At 62.0% G+C, this 21,591-nt stretch carries 18 protein-coding genes; 12 read left to right on the forward strand and 6 right to left on the reverse strand.

What is annotated here, in order from left to right; all coding sequences use genetic code 11:
- The first annotated feature begins 11 nt into the window (after positions 1–11).
- The 4 genes from tpiA to H145_RS0112110 all read left to right on the forward strand — a co-directional run bounded on the left by tpiA (position 12) and on the right by H145_RS0112110 (position 3,593).
- The gene (tpiA, locus tag H145_RS0112095) at positions 12–776 is read left to right on the forward strand and encodes a triose-phosphate isomerase (protein ID WP_019948416.1); all 765 of its coding nucleotides are present in this window, start codon (positions 12–14) and stop codon (positions 774–776) included.
- Between the two features lie 119 nt (positions 777–895).
- Complete coding sequence (locus H145_RS0112100) at positions 896–1,279, forward strand: DUF6150 family protein (protein WP_051103002.1); 384 nt, start codon at positions 896–898, stop codon at positions 1,277–1,279.
- Positions 1,280–1,464: 185 nt separating this feature from the next.
- The gene (locus H145_RS0112105) at positions 1,465–2,229 is read left to right on the forward strand and encodes an ABC transporter ATP-binding protein (protein ID WP_019948418.1); all 765 of its coding nucleotides are present in this window, start codon (positions 1,465–1,467) and stop codon (positions 2,227–2,229) included.
- Entirely contained in the window at positions 2,202–3,593 is a 1,392-nt protein-coding gene (locus H145_RS0112110) for a hypothetical protein (RefSeq protein ID WP_019948419.1), read from the forward strand. The genes H145_RS0112105 and H145_RS0112110 overlap by 28 nt, the downstream gene beginning before the upstream one ends.
- 104 nt (positions 3,594–3,697) lie before the next feature.
- On the opposite strand, the gene H145_RS23745 is transcribed toward H145_RS0112110, so the two are convergent.
- Positions 3,698–4,012, reverse strand: a complete 315-nt coding sequence (locus H145_RS23745) for an OmpA family protein (protein ID WP_169513190.1) — start codon at positions 4,010–4,012, stop codon at positions 3,698–3,700.
- Between the two features lie 26 nt (positions 4,013–4,038).
- Entirely contained in the window at positions 4,039–4,749 is a 711-nt protein-coding gene (locus tag H145_RS22260; protein WP_051103004.1) for a hypothetical protein, read from the reverse strand.
- A 176-nt stretch (positions 4,750–4,925) separates the two neighbouring features.
- Here H145_RS22260 and prmA point away from each other — a divergent pair, with 176 nt between their 5' ends.
- The 6 genes from prmA to H145_RS0112145 all read left to right on the forward strand — a co-directional run bounded on the left by prmA (position 4,926) and on the right by H145_RS0112145 (position 16,020).
- Positions 4,926–5,762 carry a 50S ribosomal protein L11 methyltransferase gene (gene prmA, locus H145_RS0112120; protein WP_019948420.1) on the forward strand — a complete coding sequence of 279 codons (837 nt, stop codon included), beginning with the start codon at positions 4,926–4,928 and terminating at the stop codon, positions 5,760–5,762.
- Positions 5,763–6,059: 297 nt separating this feature from the next.
- On the forward strand, positions 6,060–11,237 hold the full coding sequence (locus tag H145_RS0112125) for a hypothetical protein (RefSeq protein WP_019948421.1): 5,178 nt from the start codon (positions 6,060–6,062) through the stop codon (positions 11,235–11,237).
- 119 nt (positions 11,238–11,356) lie between these two features.
- Positions 11,357–12,946 (forward strand): FAD-dependent oxidoreductase, encoded by a 1,590-nt coding sequence (locus H145_RS0112130; RefSeq protein ID WP_019948422.1) that lies wholly within the window; start codon positions 11,357–11,359, stop codon positions 12,944–12,946.
- Positions 12,947–13,129: 183 nt separating this feature from the next.
- On the forward strand, positions 13,130–13,771 hold the full coding sequence (plsY, locus tag H145_RS0112135) for a glycerol-3-phosphate 1-O-acyltransferase PlsY (protein ID WP_033426208.1): 642 nt from the start codon (positions 13,130–13,132) through the stop codon (positions 13,769–13,771).
- Positions 13,772–14,168: 397 nt separating this feature from the next.
- Positions 14,169–14,585 (forward strand): STAS/SEC14 domain-containing protein, encoded by a 417-nt coding sequence (locus H145_RS0112140; protein ID WP_019948424.1) that lies wholly within the window; start codon positions 14,169–14,171, stop codon positions 14,583–14,585.
- 70 nt (positions 14,586–14,655) lie between these two features.
- Positions 14,656–16,020: a dipeptidase gene (locus tag H145_RS0112145; protein ID WP_019948425.1), complete on the forward strand. Its 1,365-nt coding sequence runs from the start codon at positions 14,656–14,658 to the stop codon at positions 16,018–16,020.
- A gap of 88 nt (positions 16,021–16,108) precedes the next feature.
- On the opposite strand, the gene H145_RS0112150 is transcribed toward H145_RS0112145, so the two are convergent.
- The 3 genes from H145_RS0112150 to H145_RS0112160 form a co-directional block, all read right to left on the reverse strand.
- On the reverse strand, positions 16,109–16,768 hold the full coding sequence (locus H145_RS0112150; protein WP_019948426.1) for a porin family protein: 660 nt from the start codon (positions 16,766–16,768) through the stop codon (positions 16,109–16,111).
- 187 nt (positions 16,769–16,955) lie between these two features.
- Positions 16,956–17,549, reverse strand: a complete 594-nt coding sequence (locus tag H145_RS21140) for a porin family protein (protein ID WP_019948427.1) — start codon at positions 17,547–17,549, stop codon at positions 16,956–16,958.
- 155 nt (positions 17,550–17,704) lie between these two features.
- Positions 17,705–18,463 carry a porin family protein gene (locus H145_RS0112160; protein WP_019948428.1) on the reverse strand — a complete coding sequence of 253 codons (759 nt, stop codon included), beginning with the start codon at positions 18,461–18,463 and terminating at the stop codon, positions 17,705–17,707.
- 260 nt (positions 18,464–18,723) lie between these two features.
- On the opposite strand from H145_RS0112160, the gene H145_RS0112165 reads away from it, so the two are divergent.
- On the forward strand, positions 18,724–19,842 hold the full coding sequence (locus H145_RS0112165) for an acyloxyacyl hydrolase (RefSeq protein WP_083937777.1): 1,119 nt from the start codon (positions 18,724–18,726) through the stop codon (positions 19,840–19,842).
- 150 nt (positions 19,843–19,992) lie between these two features.
- Complete coding sequence (locus H145_RS0112170) at positions 19,993–20,667, forward strand: DUF2306 domain-containing protein (RefSeq protein WP_019948430.1); 675 nt, start codon at positions 19,993–19,995, stop codon at positions 20,665–20,667.
- Between the two features lie 148 nt (positions 20,668–20,815).
- Here H145_RS0112170 and H145_RS21145 read toward each other — a convergent pair whose 3' ends face one another.
- On the reverse strand, positions 20,816–21,229 hold the full coding sequence (locus H145_RS21145; RefSeq protein WP_019948431.1) for a DUF4332 domain-containing protein: 414 nt from the start codon (positions 21,227–21,229) through the stop codon (positions 20,816–20,818).
- Between the last annotated feature and the right edge of the window lie 362 nt (positions 21,230–21,591).

Consider the following 21,591-nt stretch of genomic DNA (forward strand, 5'->3'; position numbering starts at 1 on the left):
CCCATTTCGCTATGCGTAAGAATATGGTAGCCGGCAACTGGAAGATGAACACCACGTTGCCCGAGGCCCAGGCCCTGATTTCCGAAATCGTGCACATGGTGCAGGATGAAACCACCGGCTCCCCGGCCGTCGAGGTAGTCGTGTGCCCGCCGTTTCCGTTTCTGCTGCCCGTGGGCAAGCTGCTCCAGGGCGGCCAGTTCCATCTGGGCGCGCAGAACTGCCACCAGAAAGCCAGCGGCGCGTTTACCGGCGAGGTGTCGGCTGCTATGCTGCAGTCGGTGGGGTGCGAGTACGTGATACTGGGCCACTCGGAGCGGCGGCAGTATTTCCGCGAGGATGATGAGCTGCTGAGCCAGAAGCTGAAGGCTGCCCTGGCCGCCGGCCTCAAACCCATCTTCTGCGTGGGCGAAACGCTGGAAACCCGCGAGCAGGGCGACACCTTCAAGCACCTCGAAAAGCAGTTGAAAGACGGCCTGTTCCACCTCTCCAACGAAGAGTTTGACCAGGTAACCGTGGCCTACGAGCCCATCTGGGCCATCGGCACCGGTAAAACCGCCACCAGCCAGCAGGCCCAGGAGGTGCACGCCTTCATCCGCGAGCAGATTGCCCGCGCCTACGACGCCAAGGCGGCCCTCAACACGAGCATCCTCTACGGCGGCTCCTGCAACGCCCAGAACGCCCGCGAGCTGTTCAGCCAGCCCGATGTGGATGGCGGCCTCATCGGCGGCGCGGCCCTCAAGTCGCGCGACTTCACCGACATCATCAAGTCGTTTTAGGTTTGGAAGTGAGATAGTAGAGGTGAGAAGTGAGATGGAATAAGCCGCTCCGGCAGTCGGCCGCATTTTTGCTTCATCCGTCTCAATTCTCACCTCTCTGTACTCACTTCTAGATAAAGATGCTCCTCCCCTTTCTCCTTTCCGGGTTCTTGGCGCTGAATCCGTTTGGTGCGCCGCCGCGGGTGCCGCTGGCGAATCCGGCGGTTGTGGTGGGCTCCATCGACCCCTGCCGCATCTACGGCTCGGTGTATCTGGAGCGCGACCCCAGTCGCCGCAGCTACTGCTTCGCTACGGTGTACCTGGAGCCCGAGGAGGCCTTTGCCGATTTGCTGGTGTACCCCGAAACCAACAAGCTGTTCGCCGACCGCGCCGGCCTGTGGTACCCCATCGAAACCCGCGACTTTGCCGATTACGCCCTGTTCGTAACCGACAACCGCAACCTGGCCGATTTCTCGTTTCAGTACACCAAAGTGCGCAACTACGCCGGCTGCCGGCAGCGGTGAGTTGCTGGTACCAGGCAGAAACGCGCGCACGCAAAAGCCCCCGGTGTCTACGCTGACGCCGGGGGCTTTTGCGTGCGCGCGTTTGCTGATTCGCCGGGCGGTCGTTTTCTCCGCCGCTGCTATAACTTGCCCCGGCGCTGGCCCTGACGGTGGCCAGTCAGCCTTATATGCTCAACTGGTAATCAATGGTAGTAGAATTACGGAATCTGACGAAATCATTCGGGCCCAAGACCATTCTGCGCGACCTGAGCCTGCGGGCCGAAACGGGCTACTGCGTGGGCGTGGTGGGCCGCAACGGAGCCGGCAAAAGCACCCTGTTCAATCTGCTGGTAAACGTGCTGCTGCCCACTTCGGGCGACATTGTGCTGGACGGCCAGGTGCTGGGCGAAACGTTTCCGGTGGCTACCAAGCGGCGCATTGGGGCCCTCATCAACCAAGGCCACCTGGTCGAGGAACTCACGGCCGAGGAATACCTGCAGTTTGTGGCCCGCATCTACGAGCTGCCCGACGCCGCGCCGCGCATTGCGAGCCTGCTGGGGCATTTGCTGGAAGAGTTCGACCAAGTGCGCCACAAGCGGCTCAGTGCGTTTTCGACCGGCATGAAGCAGAAGGTAGCGGTGGCCGCCTGCCTGCTGCACCGCCCCGAACTGCTGATCCTGGACGAGCCGCTCAACGGCCTCGACGTGTTTTCGGCCGAGCGGGTGCTGGCGCTGCTCACCAGCTACCGGCCCCAGGCCCTCACGTTCATCTCCTCGCACAACCTGGCCCACATCGAGCAGGTCGCTACCCACCTGCTCATCATCGACGAGGCCGAAGTAAAGTTCTGGGGCACGATGGCCGAGTTCATGGCCGGCCGCGAAGCCATCCTCTCCAACGCCCTGCTCCAACTGCTGGCCCCTACCACCTCCACCCACGACCTCACATGGCTCACCAGTCAACCGGCCGGTTAGGCCACTTTTTGCCCTATCTGCTGGGCCGGCAGCTACGGGCCGTGTTCTGGCCTCCGGCGGGCGAAGGCCGGGCGGCCACGCTGTTGCTTGGGCTGCTGGCGGCGGTTTATGGGCTGGGATTTGGCTATTTGCTGCGGCACCACGACAACTTACCAACCGGCACCATGCCGATGCTGCTGGCGGGCATCAATACCATGCTTTTCGTGACCGTCCTGCTGGCCGATTTTCTGCCCTCGTACCGGGCCGTGCAGCGGCCGTTGCCCGAGCCAATGCCGGTGTCGGCGCGCCTGAACGCGGCAACGGCTTCCGTGCTCGATATCGTATCGGTGCGGCGGGGGCTGCTGCTGCTGTTTCTGCTGCTGGCGCTGGTTGCGGCCCCGGCGTTTTGGCGGCCGCTGGGCCTGGGTTTGCTGGTGTGGCTGAGCGCGGCGGCCCTGAGTTTCAACCTGCGGTTACTACTGTCGATGCGGCGTTGGCGGCACCCGCTGTTCTGGTTGAATCTGTTGTGCCTGGGCGCGGCTGGGGCCTGGCTGGGCGGAGAATTCGCCTCCGCCACCGGCCTGCCAACCGGCGGGCTGGCTGCACTGGCCGTGGCCGGGCCGCTGCTGCTGTGGGTGGCGGCGCTGGCTTGGGTGGCGCCCTACTTCAGTGCCCGCTATATGCCCGACCAGGCCGATACGCCTGCTGCCGATGGCCGCTGGCTGGCCCGCCTTTCGCCCGAATGGAAAATGTATCTGCGCAAAACCCGGCCCGCGTTGCTGGTGGCTTTGGGATTCAAGGTAGCCATGATGGGGTGGTGCGCCTATATGGCCCACAGCTACGGCGGCGGCTCTACCAAGAGTCTGCTATACCTGGTGCTGCTGCCCGTGCTTAGCTTCACTTACGTCAACAACAACCTGCTGGGCTACCTCTGGACTGCCACGGCCGATGAGCTGGAGCGGCGGGGCCTTACAGGCAGGTTGCTGAGCCGGTATCTGCGGCTGACCGGAACCGTGGTGCTGGCTGACTGCCTGCTTTCGGTACTACTAATGCTGGTGCTGTTTCCCCGGACTATGTGGCCGCAACTGGGGGTGCTGCCGCTGGCGGCCAGCGCCCTTATGGCCCTCGGCATTTGGGGAAGCTTCTGGAAGGCCAAACGCATTGTTAAGAAGCTTGATTTCAGCACCATGCGCAACAATTCTTCTAAGCTTGTCAGCATCTGCAGCGTTGCCGTAGCCGCCGCCCTGTACCTCATGCCCTGGTGGTGGGCGCGCATTGCCCTGGCGCTGGTAGTCACGCTCTCGGCCCTGATACCCGTGCGCCGCATTCTGAGCAACCACGGCCCCACCCGCCGGCAGCTCTGGCGGCGCCTGACGCACGAGTAGGCAGGTTTTTGCTGACTGGCCAAACAGCAAAAAGCCCCTGACGTCCGCTCGGATGTCAGGGGCTTTTTGCGCTTGGCCAGGCGCCGGCTTGCGCAGTTGCCGGATTACTGTTTCACCAACTCCACGCGGCGGTTCTGGGCGCGGCCGGCTTCGGTGGCGTTGTCGGCCAGCGGCTGGGTCTGGCCGAAGCCGGCGGCCTGCAGACGGTTGGGGCTGATGCGGGCGGCGGTGAGGGCCGCTACCACCGATTGGGCGCGGGCCTCGGACAGCTGCTGGTTATGAGCGGCCGGGCCCACATTGTCGGTGTGGCCCTGCACGGCCAGGCGCAGCGCGGGGTTGCGGCGCAGCAGCGTAACCACCTCAGCAACCGTCGGCCCCGACTCGGGCCGGATGGTGGCTTTATCCGTGTCGAAGTTCACGTAGAGCGCCACCCGGCCCTCGGCGTCTAGTTTTTTTTTAGCTCGTCGGCCGGAATCGTGGAGACCTGCTGGGGCATGGCGGCCCGCTCGGTAACGTTGATGTTCATGTAGGTTTCGCCGGGGTGTAGCTGAATCCAGACTTCTTTGTCCTTCTGCCGGATGACGTAGGTATCTACTTGATCACCAGAGCTAATACCACCACCGTTTTTATTGTATGCGTCGCGACCTACTTTCTCTACCGCCTCGCTGGGCAGCTCGCCCGACGACACCTGCACGCCGCCCAGGTTTTTGATCAGGGTTTCGTAGTTGCGCTGCTGCATCAGCTCCGAAGTCTTCTTGGCTTCGTCAATCACCCGGTACTGGCGGCGCAGCACTTTGCCTTCCACCGGAATCAGCTGCTTGCCATCGTACACGTAGCTGCGGTCGAACTCGTAGTAGGCGCTGTCGCTGGGGTTCGGGAATTTGTAGCCTTTCGGGCCGCTCACGTACGGAAACCGGCCCAGGTTGGCCGTAGAAACCGGCACTTTGCTCAAATCGAACGTGGCGGCGGCCGAGGCCGTACCTGTTTCGGCCGGGGTGGTTTCGGCAACTGTTTCGGTAGCGGCCGGCACTTCGGTGGTCGTTTCGGCGGCCACGTCGATGGGCTCTTCGGTGGCGGACTGGTCTTTGCTGCCGCAGCCGCTGAGCAGCGGGGCCAGCAGCGCGGCGGAAAGCAGGTAGCGGAAAGTATGCTTCATAAACAAGGGAAGAAGAGTTGGAGCTTCAAAGAAAAGCATATTTGAATTAACCTATATGCAAGTGGCTGAAGGGTTGCGGAAACCGTGGGAAAACGCCGTTTTTTGCCCGACCTTTGCCCGCCCTTTGGGCACTGCTTTCTCTGACGTCTCACTCCTTTACTTTTCTTACCCCGCCGATGGATTACGTTGAACTGCGCGTGCAAGCGCCCCGCGAGCTGGCCGACATTCTGGTAGCCGAGCTGGCCGAAGTGGGCTACAACACCTTCGAAGACAACGACGAAGGCTTCTGCGCCTACATCGACGAAGACCAGTTTTCGCCCGACGACGTGGCCGAAATCATGGCCCGCTACCAGGGTATGGGCGAAGTGGAGTACGACCACCGCATCATCACGCGCCAGAACTGGAACGCCGAGTGGGAGAAGAACTTCGAGCCCTTGGTTATTGCCGAGCGCGTGTCGGTGCGGGCGCCCTTCCACGCGGCCCGGCCCGATCTGGCGCACGACATCGTGATTATGCCGCGCATGTCGTTCGGCACCGGCCACCACGACACCACGGCCCTCATGCTCACCAACCAGCTGGCCGTAAACCACCAGGGCCAGCGCGTGCTCGATATGGGCTGCGGCACCGGCATTCTGGCCGTGATGGCCGCTCAGCTCGGGGCCGCCGCGGTGCTGGCCGTGGATGTGGAGCCCTGGACGGCCGAAAACGCCGCCGACAACGCCCGCGAAAACAACGTGGAAGGCACCGTGGAAGCCCGCCTCGGCGACATTACCGCCCTCGAAGGCGAGGAACCGTTCGACATCATCCTGGCCAACATCAACCGCAACGTGCTGCTCGACGACATGCCGGCCTACGCCCGCTACCTCAAGCCCGGCGGCCCCATCCTGTTTTCGGGTTTCTACGAGGAAGACCTGGCCCAGATTCGGGCCGCCGCCGAGCAGGCCGGTTTCGTGTATGAAAGCCACCTGGTGCAGAACCACTGGGTGTCGGCCATTTTCCGGCAGCCGGCCTAGCCCGCCCGGCCTGCGGCCCCAACCAGCTGGTTGGGGCCGCTTTTTTGTTGGGGGAAGCCAGCAACTATCAGAATATAAGTAAAGTTGGGAAGAGTAGGAATGTAGCCGGAGCGCCCGCCAAAGCCCGCGGAAAGTGCCGGCTTTTACCGAAATTGTAGGCGGTTAGCTGACTTTGTGCGCGAAAAGCCCATCGGGGCAGGTGCGCCGCGTTGGCCGGCCAGAGTGCAATTTCGGGGTGCCGCCCCGGCTGCCGGGTGGCCCGGCCTACTACTAGTTGATTTGACGAAGACGCGACTCATGATGAAGCAACGTGCTTTTACCTGGCTCTGGACCGTGTTATTAGGCGTGGGCCTGACGACGGCTCCGGCGCTGGCGCAGCAGAAGCCGGCTCCGGCCGCTAAACCCGGCGTGCCGGCCGCTGTTCCGGCGCCGGCGCCCAAGTTCGCGGGCAAGTTCAGCTCGGAGCCCGAGCAGTTTATGGTAGATGTGCAGGCGCTCATGGCTACCACCAAAAACGCCGCGGCCATTGCGGCCGGCACGCGCCTGCAGCAGGTGTGGGCCAGCAACCGCCTCACGGCCACCCAGCAGCGCTACATTGTGTCGCTGAGCCAGTACATGCTGGCGCGCAAGCTGCGGGCGCGGCCCCACTTCGAGGACTTTTTCACGGCCGTTGCGGCCGGCGCACTGGTGCAGAACCTGAGCGACGACCAGATGACCCAGCTGCTGAATACGGTGGGCAAAGCGCTGGAAAAAGAGTCGCCCGCCGACGCCGAGAAGTTCCTGGGCACGGCCGCCCGCTTCCTCGACACCAAGTTTCTGCACCGCTCGCGCTACAGCACGCTGCGCGTCGTGGGCGGGCAGTTCCGCTTCGCCTATAACGCCACCGACCTGCCCTCGTTTGCGCCGCCGGCCGCGCCGGCGCCCGCCGCCCCGGCAGCTGGTAAAACCGCCAAGAAAAGCAACGGCTGGGGCGATGATGACCCCTGGGCCACCGACGACGCGCCCGCCAAGAAAGGCGCCAAACCCGCCGATTCGGGCTGGGGCGACGCCGGCGCGGCCTACGCCACCGGCGGCTACGCCATGCCGCCCACCCGCGGCGCGGTCATCCTCATCGAAAACGCCGATTTGCTGCTGACCACGGCTTCCGACTCGGTGTACATTGCCAAAACCAGCGGCGCCGTGGTGCCGGCCCAGAGCCGCTTTGTGGGCTACGGCGGCACGTTTGCCTGGGAAGTGAACGGCAACCCCGTGTCGGCCGCGCTGGGTAGCTTCGATTTCGACATTACCAAGGCCGAGTTCATGGCCAACCCCGTTACGCTCACGTATCCGGCGGTGCTCGAAAACCCGGTGCAGGGCTGGCTGGCCTTCAAGAGCGTGCTGCGCAAGGCCGGCGACAAGAAGGACACCGGCTACCCGCGCTTCATCTCGACCACCAACGACGCCCGCGTAAAAAACATCGGCGACAACATCCGCTACTTCGGCGGCTTCTCGCTGGCGGGCACCCAGGCCCTGTCGTCGTCGCTCGATGGCTCGCTTTCGCGCATCATCGTTGATGTAGCCGGCGTGCCCAAGTTCCGGGCCTCGTCGCGCTCCTACCAGTTGGGCGACTCGCTGATTACGGCCCAGCACGCGGCCATCACCATCTTCCAGGGCAAGAGCGACTCGGTGACCCACCCGGGAGTGAAGCTCAAGTACAACAAGGCCACCCAGCTGCTGCAGCTTACCCGCGAGCAGGGCCTCTACAAGAACACGGCCTACTACGACTCCTACCACCAGATGGAGATTACGACCGAGCTGCTGAGCTGGCCGGTGCGCACGCCCTTCATCGATTTCTCTATCCTGACGGCCAAAAACCAGGTGGCCGCCGGCTTCGAGTCGAAGGAGTTCTACACCAACACCCGCTACCAGCAGATCAAAACCATCAACAAGCTGCACCCGCTGCAGATGATGGTGGGCTACAGCCTCGAAAACGGCAACAAGCGCCTGTTTACGGTGCAGGATGTGGCCACCTTCCGCAAGCTGAAGGTGGAAAACGTGCGCGCCGTGGCCGCCGGCCTGGCCCGCGACGGCTACGTGGGCTGGTACCCGCAAACCGACCAGGTGGTGCTGCTGCCCAAGGCCCTGCACTACGTGAACTCGTCGCGCGGCAAGAAGGACTACGACCACCTCTCGCTGAAAAGCCTTTCGCCCTCGGGCAAAAACGCCACCCTCGACCTGAATTCCAACGATTTGATTGTGCGCGGCGTCGACCGGTTCAACTTCTCCGACGACTCGGTGACCGTGTTCGTGAAGCCCGATTCGAGCATCGTGCGGATTCAGAAAAACCGGGGTGTGCAGTTCGATGGCACGGTGGTGGCCTCGGCCTTTATCTTCAAGGGCAAGGAGTTCAAGTTCGATTACGACGGCTTCTACATCGATCTGGTGAAGATTGACTCCATCATCGTGAAGGGCAAGGGCTCGAAGGGCACGGCCATGAAGGCCCGCAAGGAGCTCGACTGGGCCCTGACCAACAAGAGCCGCACCTCGGCCGGCCGCCTCTACATCAACGCGCCCAACAACAAATCGGGCCGCAAGAAGCTGGGGGCCTACCCCTCGTTCGACGCCAGCACCGGCGCCTACGTGTTCTTCAACAAGCCCGAAGTGCTCGGCGGCGCCTACGACACGACGGTGTATTTCGACATTCCGCCCTTCAAGCTCGACTCGCTTAATAACAAGAACCGGGCGGCCGTGGGCTTCAAGGGCACGTTCGTGTCGGGCGGCATCATGCCCGATTTCAAAACCAAGCTCAGTATGCAGGACGACGGCTCGCTGGGCTTCGTGTACGACGTGCCCAAGGCCGGTTTCCCGCTCTACGGCAACAAGGGCACGCTTTATAATAAGGTGAGCATGAGCAACCGCGGCCTGCAGGGCATCGGCAACATCAAGTACCTGACCGGCTCGTTCAACAGCGACCAGTTCATTTTTTATAAAGACTCGGTGGTGACGGTGGGCAAAACGGCCGCCATCCTGCCGGGCCCGCTGGGCGGCACCGAATTCGCGAAGGTGGATTTCCTGCCCGGCTACCAGATGAAGTGGGTGGTGCGCCAGGATTCGATGTACCTGACCACCCAGCGCAAGGGCGAAGCTTTCCGCATCTACGACGTAGCCTACGGCTTTAAGGGCACGCTCACGTACTCGCCGGGCGGCCTGCGCGGCGACGGCGTGATGGACGGCCCGCAGTCGTTTGTGCGCTCCACGGCCTTCCAGTTCAAGCCCACCCAGTACAGCGGCCAGCGGGCCACGTTCAACATCAAATCGGCCGAGGTGAACAAGCCGGCCCTGACGGCCAACAACGTGAACTTCACCTACGACCTGAAGGCCGGCAACACCGAGTTTGCCCGCGAATCGTCGGACAACAAATCCAGCATCGACCTGCCCTACTCCGACTACCGCACGACGCTCTCGGGCGGCAAGTGGGATTTCAAGAAGAAGTTTGTGCAGCTGCGCGTGGCCCCCGGCGCCGACTCGTCGCGCTCCTACTTCTACAGCACCCTGCCCGAGCAGCAGGGCCTGCGGTTCCAGGCCTCCACGGGCCAGTACGACCTGAGCCGCTACCAGCTGGTAGCCAACGGCGTACCCCACATTGCGGCGGCCGATGCCTGGATTCTGCCCGACTCGAACCGCGTGTACGTGCTGCCCAACGCCCGCATGCGCGAGTTCAAAAACGCGGGCATCGTGATGGACACGCTGCAGAAGTACCACCAGCTGTACCAGGGCGAAATCCGGGTGACCTCGCGCACGGCCTTCAGCGGCAACGCCCTCTACAACTACAAAACGTCGGCCGACTCGTTCGCCATCAAGTTTGCCAACTTCCGGGTTGACTCCACGGCCACGGCCGTGGCGATGAACACCGGCGGCAAAAAGGGCGTGACCAGCCTGCTCAAGCGCGGCCCCGATGCCAGCGGCGACGCCCCGGCCTCGCCGCCCACGCTGGCCGTGGCCACCATTGCCGCGGCCGACAAGTTCAACCTGGCCCCGCGCATCGGTTTTAGGGGCGGGGTGCTGATGAACTCGCAGAAGAAGGGTTTCTCGTTTGATGGCCAGGCCAAGCTCAACTTTGCCAAAGCGGCCTCATCGTCCGACTGGTTTGCCGTGCAGGACACCATCGACCCCAAGCGCATCCGCATTAAGCTGAACGGGCCCAAGGACGAAAGCGGCACGCCCATGCTTTCGGGCCTGTTTGTGTCGGAGAGTACGGGCAAGGTGTACCCGCTGTTTGTGGCCACCAAGCCCGGCGTGACGGACATGAACCTGTTTACGGTTGACGGTACGCTCAGCTACGACCAGCGCCGCCGCCAGTACGCCATCAGCCGCCACAACTTCACCGACCCCGACATTTACGAGGGCTCGGTGCTGACGCTGCAGGACTCGACCGGCGCGCTCAACTTCCGCGGCAAGCTCAACCTCATCACTTCCAATAAAGACTACACCCTGACCGCCGCCGGCCTGGGCTACGCCAAGCCCGACAGCGCCATTTATGATATCGACACCTTTATGGCCTTCGATATTGTGCTGCCCGAAAAGGCGGTGGAGGCCATGGGCCAGGATTTGGCCACCGGCGCCCGCGGCAACCCCGAGGCCCTCAATACCAGCCTAAGCCAGCTGTACAAGGTGGGTGAAATTGGGGGCAACGCCGCGGCCCGCGACTACGCCACGCGCAAGAGCGGGGCGCTGTCGTTGCAGAAGCTGTCGGCCAAATTCCTGCACACGCTGGTGCTCAACCAGGTGAACATGCGCTGGGATGAGAAGCGCCGGGCCTGGTACTCGGTGGGCAAAATCGGCCTGGTGAGCGTGGGCAAGAAGGACATCAACGCGATGGTGGACGGCTACATCGAAATCAAGAAGGAAAGCACCGGCGACGCCGTGGACATTTACCTGGAGGCCGAGCCGCGCACCTGGTACTACCTCAAGTACAGCAACAACGTGCTGCTGGCCAAGGCCCAGCACGGCTCGTTCGATGAAATCATCGGCCTCAAGGCCAAGGGCGACTACAACACGGCCACCCAGTACGGTTTCTACCTCGGCGACGAGCAGGAAGTGCAGCTCTTCCTCAACCACTTCCGCAAGGACTACCTCAACGAAACCACCAAGCGCAAAATCGACCTGACCCAGCCCGAGCCCACCGGCAACTTCGACTTTATGGAGGACACGGGCAAGAAGAAAAAGCGCAAGAAAAACGACCCCGTGGATGACGTGATGCAGGACACGCCGCCGGCCGAAGAAACCGGCCGCAAGGGCCGCAAGAAGAAGAAAGAGCCCGTCGATGAACCGGTGCCAGCACCTGTAGCAGCCCCGGCCGCCGACCCGGGCAAGAAAAAGAATAAGGACAAAGAAGCGGTTGAAGCCACGCCGCCCGCCGACGAGCCCCCGGTGGAGGACTCCAAAAAAGAGAAGAAGCGCAAGAAGAAAGCCGGCGACGACCCCTTCACCGACTAACTGCACCGCAAGCGCAGCAAGACCCGCCGGCCCAGCCGGCGGGTCTTTTTGTTGGGGCCGCGCGCCCGGCCGGCTGGCCCGCCGCGGCGGAATAGCACAGTTCTTGTTTTCGGCTTGCCATGAATCGTAAAGAATTTATCCAGACCAGCGGCCTGGGCCTGGCCGCGCTGCTGCTGGCACCGGGCGCCTTCGCGGCCCAGGCCCCGGCTTCGCGGCGCCAACCCGCGCGGCGCCCCGTCGATATAACTGACAAGGAAGTGGTTGTTATCGGCTCGGGGTACGGCGGCTCGGTGGCGGCGCTGCGGCTCTGCGAGCAGGGCGTGCCGGTAACGCTGCTGGAAATGGGCCTCGACTGGGCCAAATCGGGCGAGAAGTTCTCCACCATGATTAGCCCCGGCCCCTCGGCCGCGTGGCTGAAAACCCGGACCATTGCGCCTTTTTTCAATGTGTTTCCGCTGAAGAAATTCACCGGCGCCCTCGACCGGCTCGATTTCGAGCACATTAAAATCTGGCTGGGCCGCGGGGTGGGCGGCGGCTCGCTGGTGAACGGCGGCATGGCCGTAACGCCCCGGCCGGACTATTTCCGGGAGATATTTCCCGACCTGGACGCCGACAAATTCTACGGCCACTACTTCCCACTGGCCAACCGCGAGCTGGGCGCCAACACAGCTTCGGAAGACTTTTTGGACAGCTGCGAATTCTACAAGTTCAACCGGGTGGGCGAGGCCGAGGCCGTTAAGGCCGGTTTCCGGACGGTGCGCGTGCCGAACGTGTACGACTTCGGCTACATGGAAAAGGAGTACCGCAACGAGGTGCCGCGCTCGGCCCTGGCCGGGGAGGTCATCTACGGCAACAACCACGGCAAACTTTCGCTCGACAAAACCTACCTGAAGAAAGCCGCGGCCACCGGCCGGCTCGAAATCCTGGCCCAGCACCGGGTCAACCACATCCGCCAGCAGCCCGATAAAAGCTACCTGCTCGATGTATCGGTTATCGACACCCAGGGCGAGGAAGTGGCGCACAAAACCATCCGGACCCCGAAACTGGTGCTGGCGGCCGGCACGATGGGCTCGTTGGAGTTGCTGCTGAAGTCGCGCAGCCTGACCGGGCTGCCGGTTGATGCGCAGGTGGGCCAGCAGTGGGGCAACAACGGCAACTTCATGACCGGCCGCAACTTTGTGCAGGCATTTTCGGGCGGCACCGGCTACCGGCAGTCCACCATTCCGGTGGGCGGCATCGACAACTGGACCGACCCCGAGCACCCCTTCTTCACCGAAATTGCGCCGCTGCCGATGGGCATGAACGTGGCCACCTCGCTTTACCTGATGGTGAACCGACTCAAAAAGCACGGCCAGGTAGCCTACGATGCGCCGCGCCGCGGCCTCCGGCTCGACTGGGACGCCTCGCACACGGCCCACATGCGCGCCAACGCCAAGTATTTCCTCAAAACCATGAACAAAGCCAACGGCGGCACCCGCGCCCACCTGCTGTTTCATAACGGTTTCGGGGCCGATATCTGCTACCACCCGCTGGGCGGCATTGTGCTGGGCAAGGCCACCGACAAAATCGGGCGGCTCAACGGCCACCAGCACCTGTACGTGCTCGACGGCTCATTGATTCCGGGAACCATCGGCGTCAACCCCTTCGTGACGATAACCGCTATTGCCGAATACTGCCTGGAACACATCATCCGGGAAGATTTCAGCTAGCCGAAGTCAACCTTTACCAGCGCAACGGGGCACCTCATCCCGGGGCGCCTCGTCTGGTTCAGTTGCCCGCAGTTCCGACGCAGGCGGCGGTTGCTCCTGCAAAACGGTGCCCGACTGCCCCCACCGGTTGCCGGGGCGGGGGTTGGTGGCGTATCTTTAGCCCTTCCCCTCTTGCGCATCGACATGAATCTACCTTTAGTGCTGGGCCTGCTGGTGGCCGCTTACCTGATTGGCTCCATCCCGACGGCCCTGTGGGTGGGGCGGGCCTTTTTCGGGCTCGATATCCGCGAGCATGGCTCGGGCAACTCGGGGGCGACCAACACGTTCCGGGTGCTGGGCAAGAAACCGGGCTCGTTTGTGATGGCCGTGGATGTGCTCAAGGGCTGGGCCGCCACCTCGCTGGCTTCCCTGATGCTGGGCCAGGGCGCCATTCTGCCCCAGCAGCTGCTGTACTTTCAGCTGGCCTGTGGGGTACTGGCGGTGGTGGGGCACATCTACCCCATCTGGGCCGGCTTTCGGGGCGGCAAGGGCGTGGCCACGGTGCTGGGCATGATGCTGGCCATTGCCCCGGCCACGGTGGGCGTCTGCATTCTGATGTTTCTGGCGGTGCTGCTGGTGTCGCGCTACGTGTCGCTGAGCAGCATGAGCGCCGGCGTCACGTTTGCGCTGCTGCAGCTGCTGCCCGGCTTCCGGCCCGATAACCAGCTACTGCTCTGGTTCGGCTTCGTGCTGGCGGCTTTGCTCATCTACACCCACCGCGCCAACATCGGCCGCCTGCGCGCCGGCACCGAAAGCCGCGTGCCCATGCCCTGGGACCAGAAATAACTGTGTCTATGGCAACCCGCGGCGCCTGGGCGGGCAACAGGATTGCGGCCGGGCTTGGGCATCCGGGCTGCGTTAGGTATGTTTGCGCGGGAACTGCCGCCGAACCACCGGACCGGTCGTTTTCCCAGGTTTCCGCTCGTCGTATTCCAGCCTTTGGCCATGCCTCCTAATGCCCTGATTGCCGCCATCTACGGGAGCATACTGCCAGCCGGCCCAACGGAACAGCCCTGTTAATTTACCAGCCGCCGCACAGTTCGCGGCCGGCGCCCTACCTGCCGGAGTACGGCCCTGCCCGGCCCGTGGCCGGATAACGGCTCTGTTTCGGCAGGCACTGCATCAGCCGGCTGCCGGCTGCTTCTCTTTCTTTCTCTCTCTGCTGTTTCCCTTCGCCGTTGTCATGAAACAAGAACTTAAAAGCTCGCTGGGCCGGCCTTACATCACGATTGAGAGCGACGCCACCAACCGCCTGATTTCCGTGGACTGGGTGGGCTACCTGACGGCCGAAAGCATCAAAGCCGGCGCCCGGGCCTACACCAAGGCCCTGGCCGAGTCGGGCTACCGCTGCGTGCTCAACGACACGCGCAAGGTTATCGGGCCCTGGGACCACTCGCTGGAGTGGGTGCTCAACGAGTGGGCCCCCAACGCCGCCGCGGCCGGTCTGCGCCACTTTGCCATGATTACCACGCCCGATTCGCTGGCCGATGAATCGGCCCAGAGCTTCTATGATCAGCTGAAAGAGTTCGAGGTGCGTATGTTCAGCGACGAGCAAACCGCTTTGCAGTGGCTGCAGCAGTGCTGCGCCCAGGCCAGCTAAGCCGCAATGGCCGGCCGCCGGCCCGATTCCCGTATTACTATCCTTTCTTCCCACCGCTAAACCACCCTGTATGGATACCGCTTATCTGAAAGAAAACCAGGACCGCTTCCTCACCGAGCTCATCGACTGGCTCCGCATCCCCTCGGTTTCGGCCGACCCCAAGTTTGCGGGCGACATTACCAAGGCCGCCGAGTACCTGAAGGCCCGCTTCGAGGAAGTCGGCCTCGACAACGTGGAGCTGTGCCCCACGGCCGGCAACCCCATCGTGTACGGCGAGAAAATTGTGGATGCCAGCCTGCCCACCGTACTTGTGTACGGCCACTACGACGTGCAGCCCGCCGACCCCTACGAGCTGTGGGATTCGCCGCCCTTCGACCCCGTTATCAAAGACGGCAAGATTTACGCCCGCGGCGCCTGCGACGACAAAGGCCAGGTGTACATGCACGTGAAGGCGCTGGAAGTGATGAAGCAGGCCGGCGACTTCCCCTGCAACATCAAAATCATGATTGAGGGCGAGGAGGAAGTTGGCTCCAACAACCTCGGCATCTTCGTGCGCGCCAACAAGGAGAAGCTCAGGGCCGATGTGATTCTGGTGTCCGATACCGGCATGCTGGCCAACGACGTGCCCAGCATTGAGGTAGGTTTGCGCGGCCTGAGCTACCACGAAGTGGAAGTAACCGGCCCCAACCGCGACCTGCACTCGGGCCTGTACGGCGGCGCGGTGGCCAACCCCATCAACGTGCTCTGCAAGATGATTGCCTCGCTGCACGACGAAAACAACCACATCACCATCCCCGGCTTCTACGACAACGTGGCCGTGCTCAGCACCGAGGAGCGCGCGGAGCTCAACCGCGTGCCCCACTCCGACGACGAGTTCAAGCAGAGCATTGGCCTGCCCGACGTGTACGGCGAGAAAGGCTACACCACCGTCGAGCGCGTGGGCATCCGGCCCACGCTTGACGTGAACGGCATCTGGGGCGGCTACACCGGCGAGGGCGCCAAAACCGTTATTGCCTCCAAAGCCTACGCCAAAATCTCGATGCGGCTGGTGCCCAACCAAACGTCCGAGGAAATCACGCAGCTGTTTCAGCAGCACTTCGAAAGCATTGCGCCCAGCGGCGTAACGGTGAAGGTGAAGCCCCACCACGGCGGCGAGCCCGTAGTAACGCCCACCGACTCGGTGGCTTACAAAGCGGCGGCCGATGCCATGGAAACCACCTTCGGCAAGCGCCCGATTCCGACGCGCGGCGGCGGCTCCATTCCCATCGTGGCCATGTTCAAGAGCGAGTTGGGCCTCGATACGGTGCTGCTCGGCTTCGGTCTCGACTCCGATGCCATCCACTCGCCCAACGAGCACTACGGCGTCTTCAACTTTATGAAAGGCATCGAAACCATTCCGCACTTCTACCAGAACTACGCGGCGGCCATGAAGTAAGCCGCTTGGCGCTTCACTTCAGGCAGAAAAACAGAAAAGCCCGCCCAGCAACGTTGCTGGGCGGGCTTTATTTGTGAGATGCTACTGCCTACCGGCCGGGTAGCAGGTAGCCCAGCGAGAGTTGGAACACCTGGTTGCGGGCGTTGGTGAGCTCACCGTTGTTGTAACTCTTGTTTTTGGCGAAGTCGGTGAGGGCGCCGTTGTAGCGCAAACCCAGCATCAGGCCCATATCGGTCTGCAGGCCCAGGCCGGCCACGTAGCCGAACTCGTTGCGGTTCACGTTTTTCAGGTCGCGCTCGGCCTCGGTGCGGCCCACCACGGTGCCGTTGAGCGAGCCGGTCGATTCGTCCTTCACTTTCAGCAGGTAGCTGTACTGCGGGCCGGCCTCGAAAAACAGGTTGCCGGCTTTCACTTTCAGCAGCACGGGCACGTCGATGTAGTTGTAGGTGACATCGCCTTCGCGCTTGTAGAGGCCGAAAGTTTGGCCGCTGTCGTACTTGTAGCCTTTCTGCGAGTACAGCACTTCGGGCTGCAGCGAGAGAAAACCGTCGTCAATCAGGCCCACGTTCAGCATCAGGCCGCCGTGGAAGCCCACTTTGTTGTCGTAGCCATCTTTATTGGTGAGGTCGCCGGACAGGTTGGAGAGGTTGGCGCCCCCCTTCAGGCCGAGGCGGATGCCCTGGGCCTTGGTTTCGGTAGCGGCGACCGTAGCGAGAAGGGCGGCAGCCGCCAGCAGAGACTTTTTCATAAGCGTGACCTTTTCAGGTGAAAGTTTCAGGGTTTATAACGGGGGTGCCTGACTAAAAGTGTGCCACAACACCCCGTCTGGGCCTTTTATCACCTCCAGCACGACCTCCAGCACGCCTTCTAACACTCCGTGGACCGCTGCCAGTCAGGCCACTAAGTTCTCACCAGCCCGGGCGCCGGCCACCCGGCTACCGGCCCTGAAACGAGAAGGTGGCGTAGAGCTGGAACACGCTGTTGCGCTGCCGCAACTGCGCGGTCGTGTTGCCTACTTTCACCGATTCGCCCACGTTGCCGAAGCCGCCGTTGTAGCGCAGGCCAATGCCGGGGCCGCTTTTGCGCTGGTAGCCGAGCCCGAACAGGTAGCCGAAGTCAACGGCGTTGAAGCCATCTTTTACGTCGGTGCTGATGCTGCCCAGCTTGGTTTTGGCCGACACCAGAAAGCCCACCTGCGGCCCGGCCTCAAAAAACAGCCCGCCGGTATTCACATGGAAAGCCAGCGGCACATCCACGTAGTCCAGCCGCGTGGTCAGGTCGGGCGAATCGAGCTTGGCACCCTTGCGCGAAAACAGGATTTCGGGCTGAAAGGCGAAGAGCCGGGTGAAGCCGATGTTGGCAAATCCGCCGGCCTGAAAGCCCACGATATTCTTGTAAGCCTCGGCGTCTTTACCCGCGAAGTTGGCGAGCGAAACGCCCCCTTTAAGGCCCAGCGACACATTGCGTTGCGCCACGGCCGTACCCGACAGGCCCGCCAGCAGCAGGGCAGAAAGAACTAGTTTTTTCATATGGAAGAGAATGAAAGCGGAGCCCGAAAGCAACTGAATCGGGCCACGAAGCTACGGCAAAACTACGCCCGCAGCCGGCCCCGGCCTGCTACAAAAAATTGCCGCCCAACCCAATAATAGGGTCAGGCGGCAATTTCAGGCAGTAATACAGTCGCTTAGCGAGTTGGCAACAGGTAGCCTACCTGCACCATGAAGGCGCGGTTGAAGGCCTTGGGCTCGTTCTTGGCCGACACGTTCTTGGTATCGAACAGCGTCTTCAGGCCCTGGTTGTAGCGCAGGCCGATGCTGATGCCGCTTTCGGTCTGGTAGCCCAGGCCGGCCACGCCGCCAATGTCGAAGCTGGCCAGATCTTCCTTCGCCTTGTTGGAGGGCGACTTGGTTTCAATGTCCGACGTGCTGGCGCTTTTGAACTTAACCGTTGAAGTGGTTTCGCGCTTCGAAGCTACCATGTAGCCCACCTGCGGGCCGAGCTCGAAGTACAGGCCCGATCCACCGGGTGCCGTGTTTACCCGCACGGGCAGCGGCAGGTCGATGTAGCTCAGTACGCGCTTGTCTTCGTAGGTGAACTTGTCCACGTCGCCAGGAGCAACATTAGCCGGAAGCAACGCGGCGTTTTTCGCCTCACCGAAGTTGGTTACTTTGAAGCTGCGCTCGAAGCCCTTACGGTTGTAAATCAGCTCGGGGGCGATGGTCCAGAAACCGTCGCTGCTGAGCGGGAACTGGGCCGAGATGCCCGCGTTGTAGCCCAGCTTGTAGTCCAGCTCGCCGCTGTAGCCCTGCACCATGTCGGCGTCTTTGCCACCAATGGTCGAGTAAGTACCGCCGAAACGGATGCCGTAGCGGGGGCCGCTCTGAGCATGCGCGAGGCTGGCCGCAGAGGCGAGCATCAGCGTGAGTGCTGCAATTTTTTTCATAAGAGTAAGGAATTAGAAACGCGGATTACAACCACTTCACTGACCATCACAGCCACGTTCCTCGTGGTTTCAGGGCCTCATATCGTAAAACCGGGCTCCAGGGTTGTGCAATTGCCTGTTACTTATACGATTGCGCCTCAGTCGTTTCCAGCTAATAAGCACGCTGCTAACAGGTTGGCGGAAGCCGAAATATCTCAGGTTTCCGGCCCGTGCTTCGGGTCGGTTTCACTACTTTTGAGCTTTTGGCCCGCGTGCGCTGTATGAGGAACTGGTGTATTTATGGACTGGCCGGCGGGCTGTTGCTGGTGGCTGCGGGCCGGGCCGGCGCCCAGCAGCTGGCACCCCCACCGGCCGGGCCGCTGGTAGTGGGGGCCACCGGACTGGGTAGCTTTATCATTCCGCATACGCCCTCCGTGCGCCATCTGGCCGTGTCGCACCCCACTGGTATCGAGTTGAATGTGCAGCGGCAGACCAACGGCCGCGCGCCCTGGCACGCCTGGTACCGCTACCCCAAAGTCGGGCTGGCCTTCACCTACTACGACTACCACAACCCCGCGCTGGGCCGCTCCTATGCCCTGGGGCTGTACCTGAACAAGTCGTTCTGGCGTAGCCGCCACGCCGAGCTCAACTTCCGCATCGGGACCGGCGTGGGCTACTTCCCGGTGCGCTTCGATCAGGCCGACACCATCAGGCACAAGAACACCATCGTCAGCTCCCACCTCAACGCCACCATTCAGGCCCGGCTGGAGTACGATGTGGCCCTGAGCGAGCACCTGGGCCTGCTGCTGGGCCTGGGGCTGAACCACTACTCGAACGGCGCCACCACCAAGCCCAACTTCGGCATTAACCTGCCCACCGTGCTGGTAGGCCTCAACTTCCACCAGCAGCGCCCCTTCCGGCCCCTCGACCAGCCGCCCACTACCGAGCCCGCCGATATCGGCCAGAATTTTCTTAACCTGAGCACTTCGGTGGGCGCGAAACAATGGAGCCCCACCGACGACCGGCGCTACCTGGTCAACTCCGTTACGCTGGCGGCGGGCCGGCGCATCAACCGTAAGTCCAACCTGGTGGTCGGCCTCGAAGGTTTCTACGACCGCAGCCTGAACGCCCAGCAGCGCGATTCGGCCCGCACCACCGACCATCTGACCGATGTGAAAAAGGCCGGCGCCTACGTGGGCCACGAGCTGCTGTTCGGACGGCTGGCTTTCGTGTCGCACCTGGGCATGTACCTCTACAATCCCTACAAATCCAACAAGTTCTACTACGAGCGGCTGGGCCTCAAATACCAGTTTACGCCCCGCGTGTTCGGCGGCGTCGATTTGAAGGTGCACCGGGGCGCGGCCGACGTGATTGAGTGGCGGCTGGGCGTCAGGCTGTAGGACAGGCGGCGAAAAACGGCCGGGTCCACAACCGGTTCGGCGGTGCAATTCGCCGTCCGGTAGCATCCTGCCGACGCTTCGGTAACAAATGCGGGCAACTATGTGGCCAAATGGCGTGCTTTAGCCCGTCATCCACTTACCCCACCAACTATGGAAACGTTGCTGCTTCTCAACCGCTGGCTGCACATTGCGGCGGGCTTCACGGGCTTTTTTGTGGCGCCGGTGGCGCTGGTTGTGCGCAAGGGCGGCGCGGCGCACCGCCTGTGGGGGCGCGTGTTTTTCTGGGCCATGCTGGTAGCCGGCGGCACGGCCCTGGTGTCGGCCACTATCAACGGCCTCACCTTTCTGCTCCTGACGGGCATTTTCAGCCTTTACCTGGCCCAGTTTGGCTACCGCTCGCTCCGCCACAAAGGCATGGGCCAGAGCCGGCGGCCGGGCCTCTACGACTGGCTGAGCGTGGGGCTGGGCCTGCTGATTTTCAGCGGCACGCTGGGCTACGGCCTGCTCAGCCGCCCGTTCAACCTGGCCATCGTAGTCTTCGGAGCCATTGGCGTACTGACGACGGCGCGGCAACTGCGGGGCTTCCGGCAACCGGGGCCCTGGCCGCCGCAACAGTGGCTACGCAACCATATCTCGGGTTTCGTAGGGGCCTACATTGCGGCGGTATCGGCCTTTTCGGCCACCAGCCTGAAGTTCATCTCCTTTCCACTCAATTTCCTGTGGCCCACACTGGTGTTTGTGCCGCTGCTGTTCTGGCTGCAACGACACTATGCGCCCAAATCCGGCATCAGCCCCAACGTGCTGCTTGGCCCAAACGCCGGTTAGCCGGCTGCCGCAATGCAAAAAGCGCCACCCTGCAAGTAGGGTGGCGCTTTTGCGCTGAAGCGTACGCGCTGGCGGAGAGCGTACAGTTGGGGAAAACAGCCAGCCGAAACGGGAGAGATACCGCCGGCTGCGCCGCCGCGTGGCTTCGTTAGTCCTTGTAAAACACTTCGGGCTCCATGCTTTTGGCGTGGTTTACAATGTCGGCCATGTGGAGCATATCGGGCACTTCATCTACCAAATTGCGCTTCTGGTTGGTGGAAACCATTTTGCTGTGGAGGCTGAACGGCGAGCGGCCGCGCAGATCCAGCATCGTGGTGATGCCTACCTCTTCGAGCAGCGTGGTCAGCTCCGGGTCCAGCCCATCGATACGGGTCAGGTCGGCGTAGTTCACCCACTTGAAAAGCTTGATTTCTTCGATGCCTGTGGCGGAGGCCAGCGCCCGGCGGTCGGCCGGGGTGCGGCCGGCGTCCAGTAGCTCATTGGCAGTTTTAATGCCCTGCTCCTGGAGCTTCTTTACTTGATTGTTGGGAATGCTGGTAATTTCATTGATGGCGTACTGCATTTAATATGGCTTGGTGAAAAATATATTTTTGATATAGTACAAATATACAATATGTTTAATTAACATCCAAATTAATAATCATATGCCTTATGTGAACATCAATTTATCCAAGACCAAACGCACCTTTCAAACAGCTTTAAACCAGCTAAATACAACTAAAACCATTCTGATTTACAATTTAACTTAATAAATTATTAAACACCTCCAACTCATTAAATAGCCAGATGTATTTTCGGGTTATTGTTAGAATATATTTTTCACAACCTCATTACGCAAATTGCTAGAGCTGCTCGGGAATCGGCAGGCAATAATCCGTCATGATTCGTGGAGCGCAGTATACCACCGCCCGGCTTCCTAACCAG

Origin of the sequence: Hymenobacter aerophilus DSM 13606 (genome assembly GCF_000382225.1) — a bacterium.
In the GTDB taxonomy this organism is placed as follows: domain Bacteria; phylum Bacteroidota; class Bacteroidia; order Cytophagales; family Hymenobacteraceae; genus Hymenobacter; species Hymenobacter aerophilus.

Coding starts and splice junctions, on each gene's coding strand:
- H145_RS0112160 (WP_019948428.1), bottom strand. CDS start 18,463: ATGAAAAAAATTGCAGCACTCACGCTGATGCTCGCCTCTGCGGCCAGC.
- H145_RS0112130 (WP_019948422.1), top strand. CDS start 11,357: ATGAATCGTAAAGAATTTATCCAGACCAGCGGCCTGGGCCTGGCCGCG.
- H145_RS0112150 (WP_019948426.1), bottom strand. CDS start 16,768: ATGAAAAAGTCTCTGCTGGCGGCTGCCGCCCTTCTCGCTACGGTCGCC.
- plsY (WP_033426208.1), top strand. CDS start 13,130: ATGAATCTACCTTTAGTGCTGGGCCTGCTGGTGGCCGCTTACCTGATT.
- H145_RS21140 (WP_019948427.1), bottom strand. CDS start 17,549: ATGAAAAAACTAGTTCTTTCTGCCCTGCTGCTGGCGGGCCTGTCGGGT.
- H145_RS0112165 (WP_083937777.1), top strand. CDS start 18,724: ATGAGGAACTGGTGTATTTATGGACTGGCCGGCGGGCTGTTGCTGGTG.
- H145_RS0112100 (WP_051103002.1), top strand. CDS start 896: ATGCTCCTCCCCTTTCTCCTTTCCGGGTTCTTGGCGCTGAATCCGTTT.
- H145_RS0112105 (WP_019948418.1), top strand. CDS start 1,465: ATGGTAGTAGAATTACGGAATCTGACGAAATCATTCGGGCCCAAGACC.
- H145_RS0112145 (WP_019948425.1), top strand. CDS start 14,656: ATGGATACCGCTTATCTGAAAGAAAACCAGGACCGCTTCCTCACCGAG.
- H145_RS0112170 (WP_019948430.1), top strand. CDS start 19,993: ATGGAAACGTTGCTGCTTCTCAACCGCTGGCTGCACATTGCGGCGGGC.
- H145_RS22260 (WP_051103004.1), bottom strand. CDS start 4,749: ATGAAGCATACTTTCCGCTACCTGCTTTCCGCCGCGCTGCTGGCCCCG.
- H145_RS0112125 (WP_019948421.1), top strand. CDS start 6,060: ATGATGAAGCAACGTGCTTTTACCTGGCTCTGGACCGTGTTATTAGGC.
- H145_RS21145 (WP_019948431.1), bottom strand. CDS start 21,229: ATGCAGTACGCCATCAATGAAATTACCAGCATTCCCAACAATCAAGTA.
- prmA (WP_019948420.1), top strand. CDS start 4,926: ATGGATTACGTTGAACTGCGCGTGCAAGCGCCCCGCGAGCTGGCCGAC.
- H145_RS0112110 (WP_019948419.1), top strand. CDS start 2,202: ATGGCTCACCAGTCAACCGGCCGGTTAGGCCACTTTTTGCCCTATCTG.
- tpiA (WP_019948416.1), top strand. CDS start 12: ATGCGTAAGAATATGGTAGCCGGCAACTGGAAGATGAACACCACGTTG.
- H145_RS0112140 (WP_019948424.1), top strand. CDS start 14,169: ATGAAACAAGAACTTAAAAGCTCGCTGGGCCGGCCTTACATCACGATT.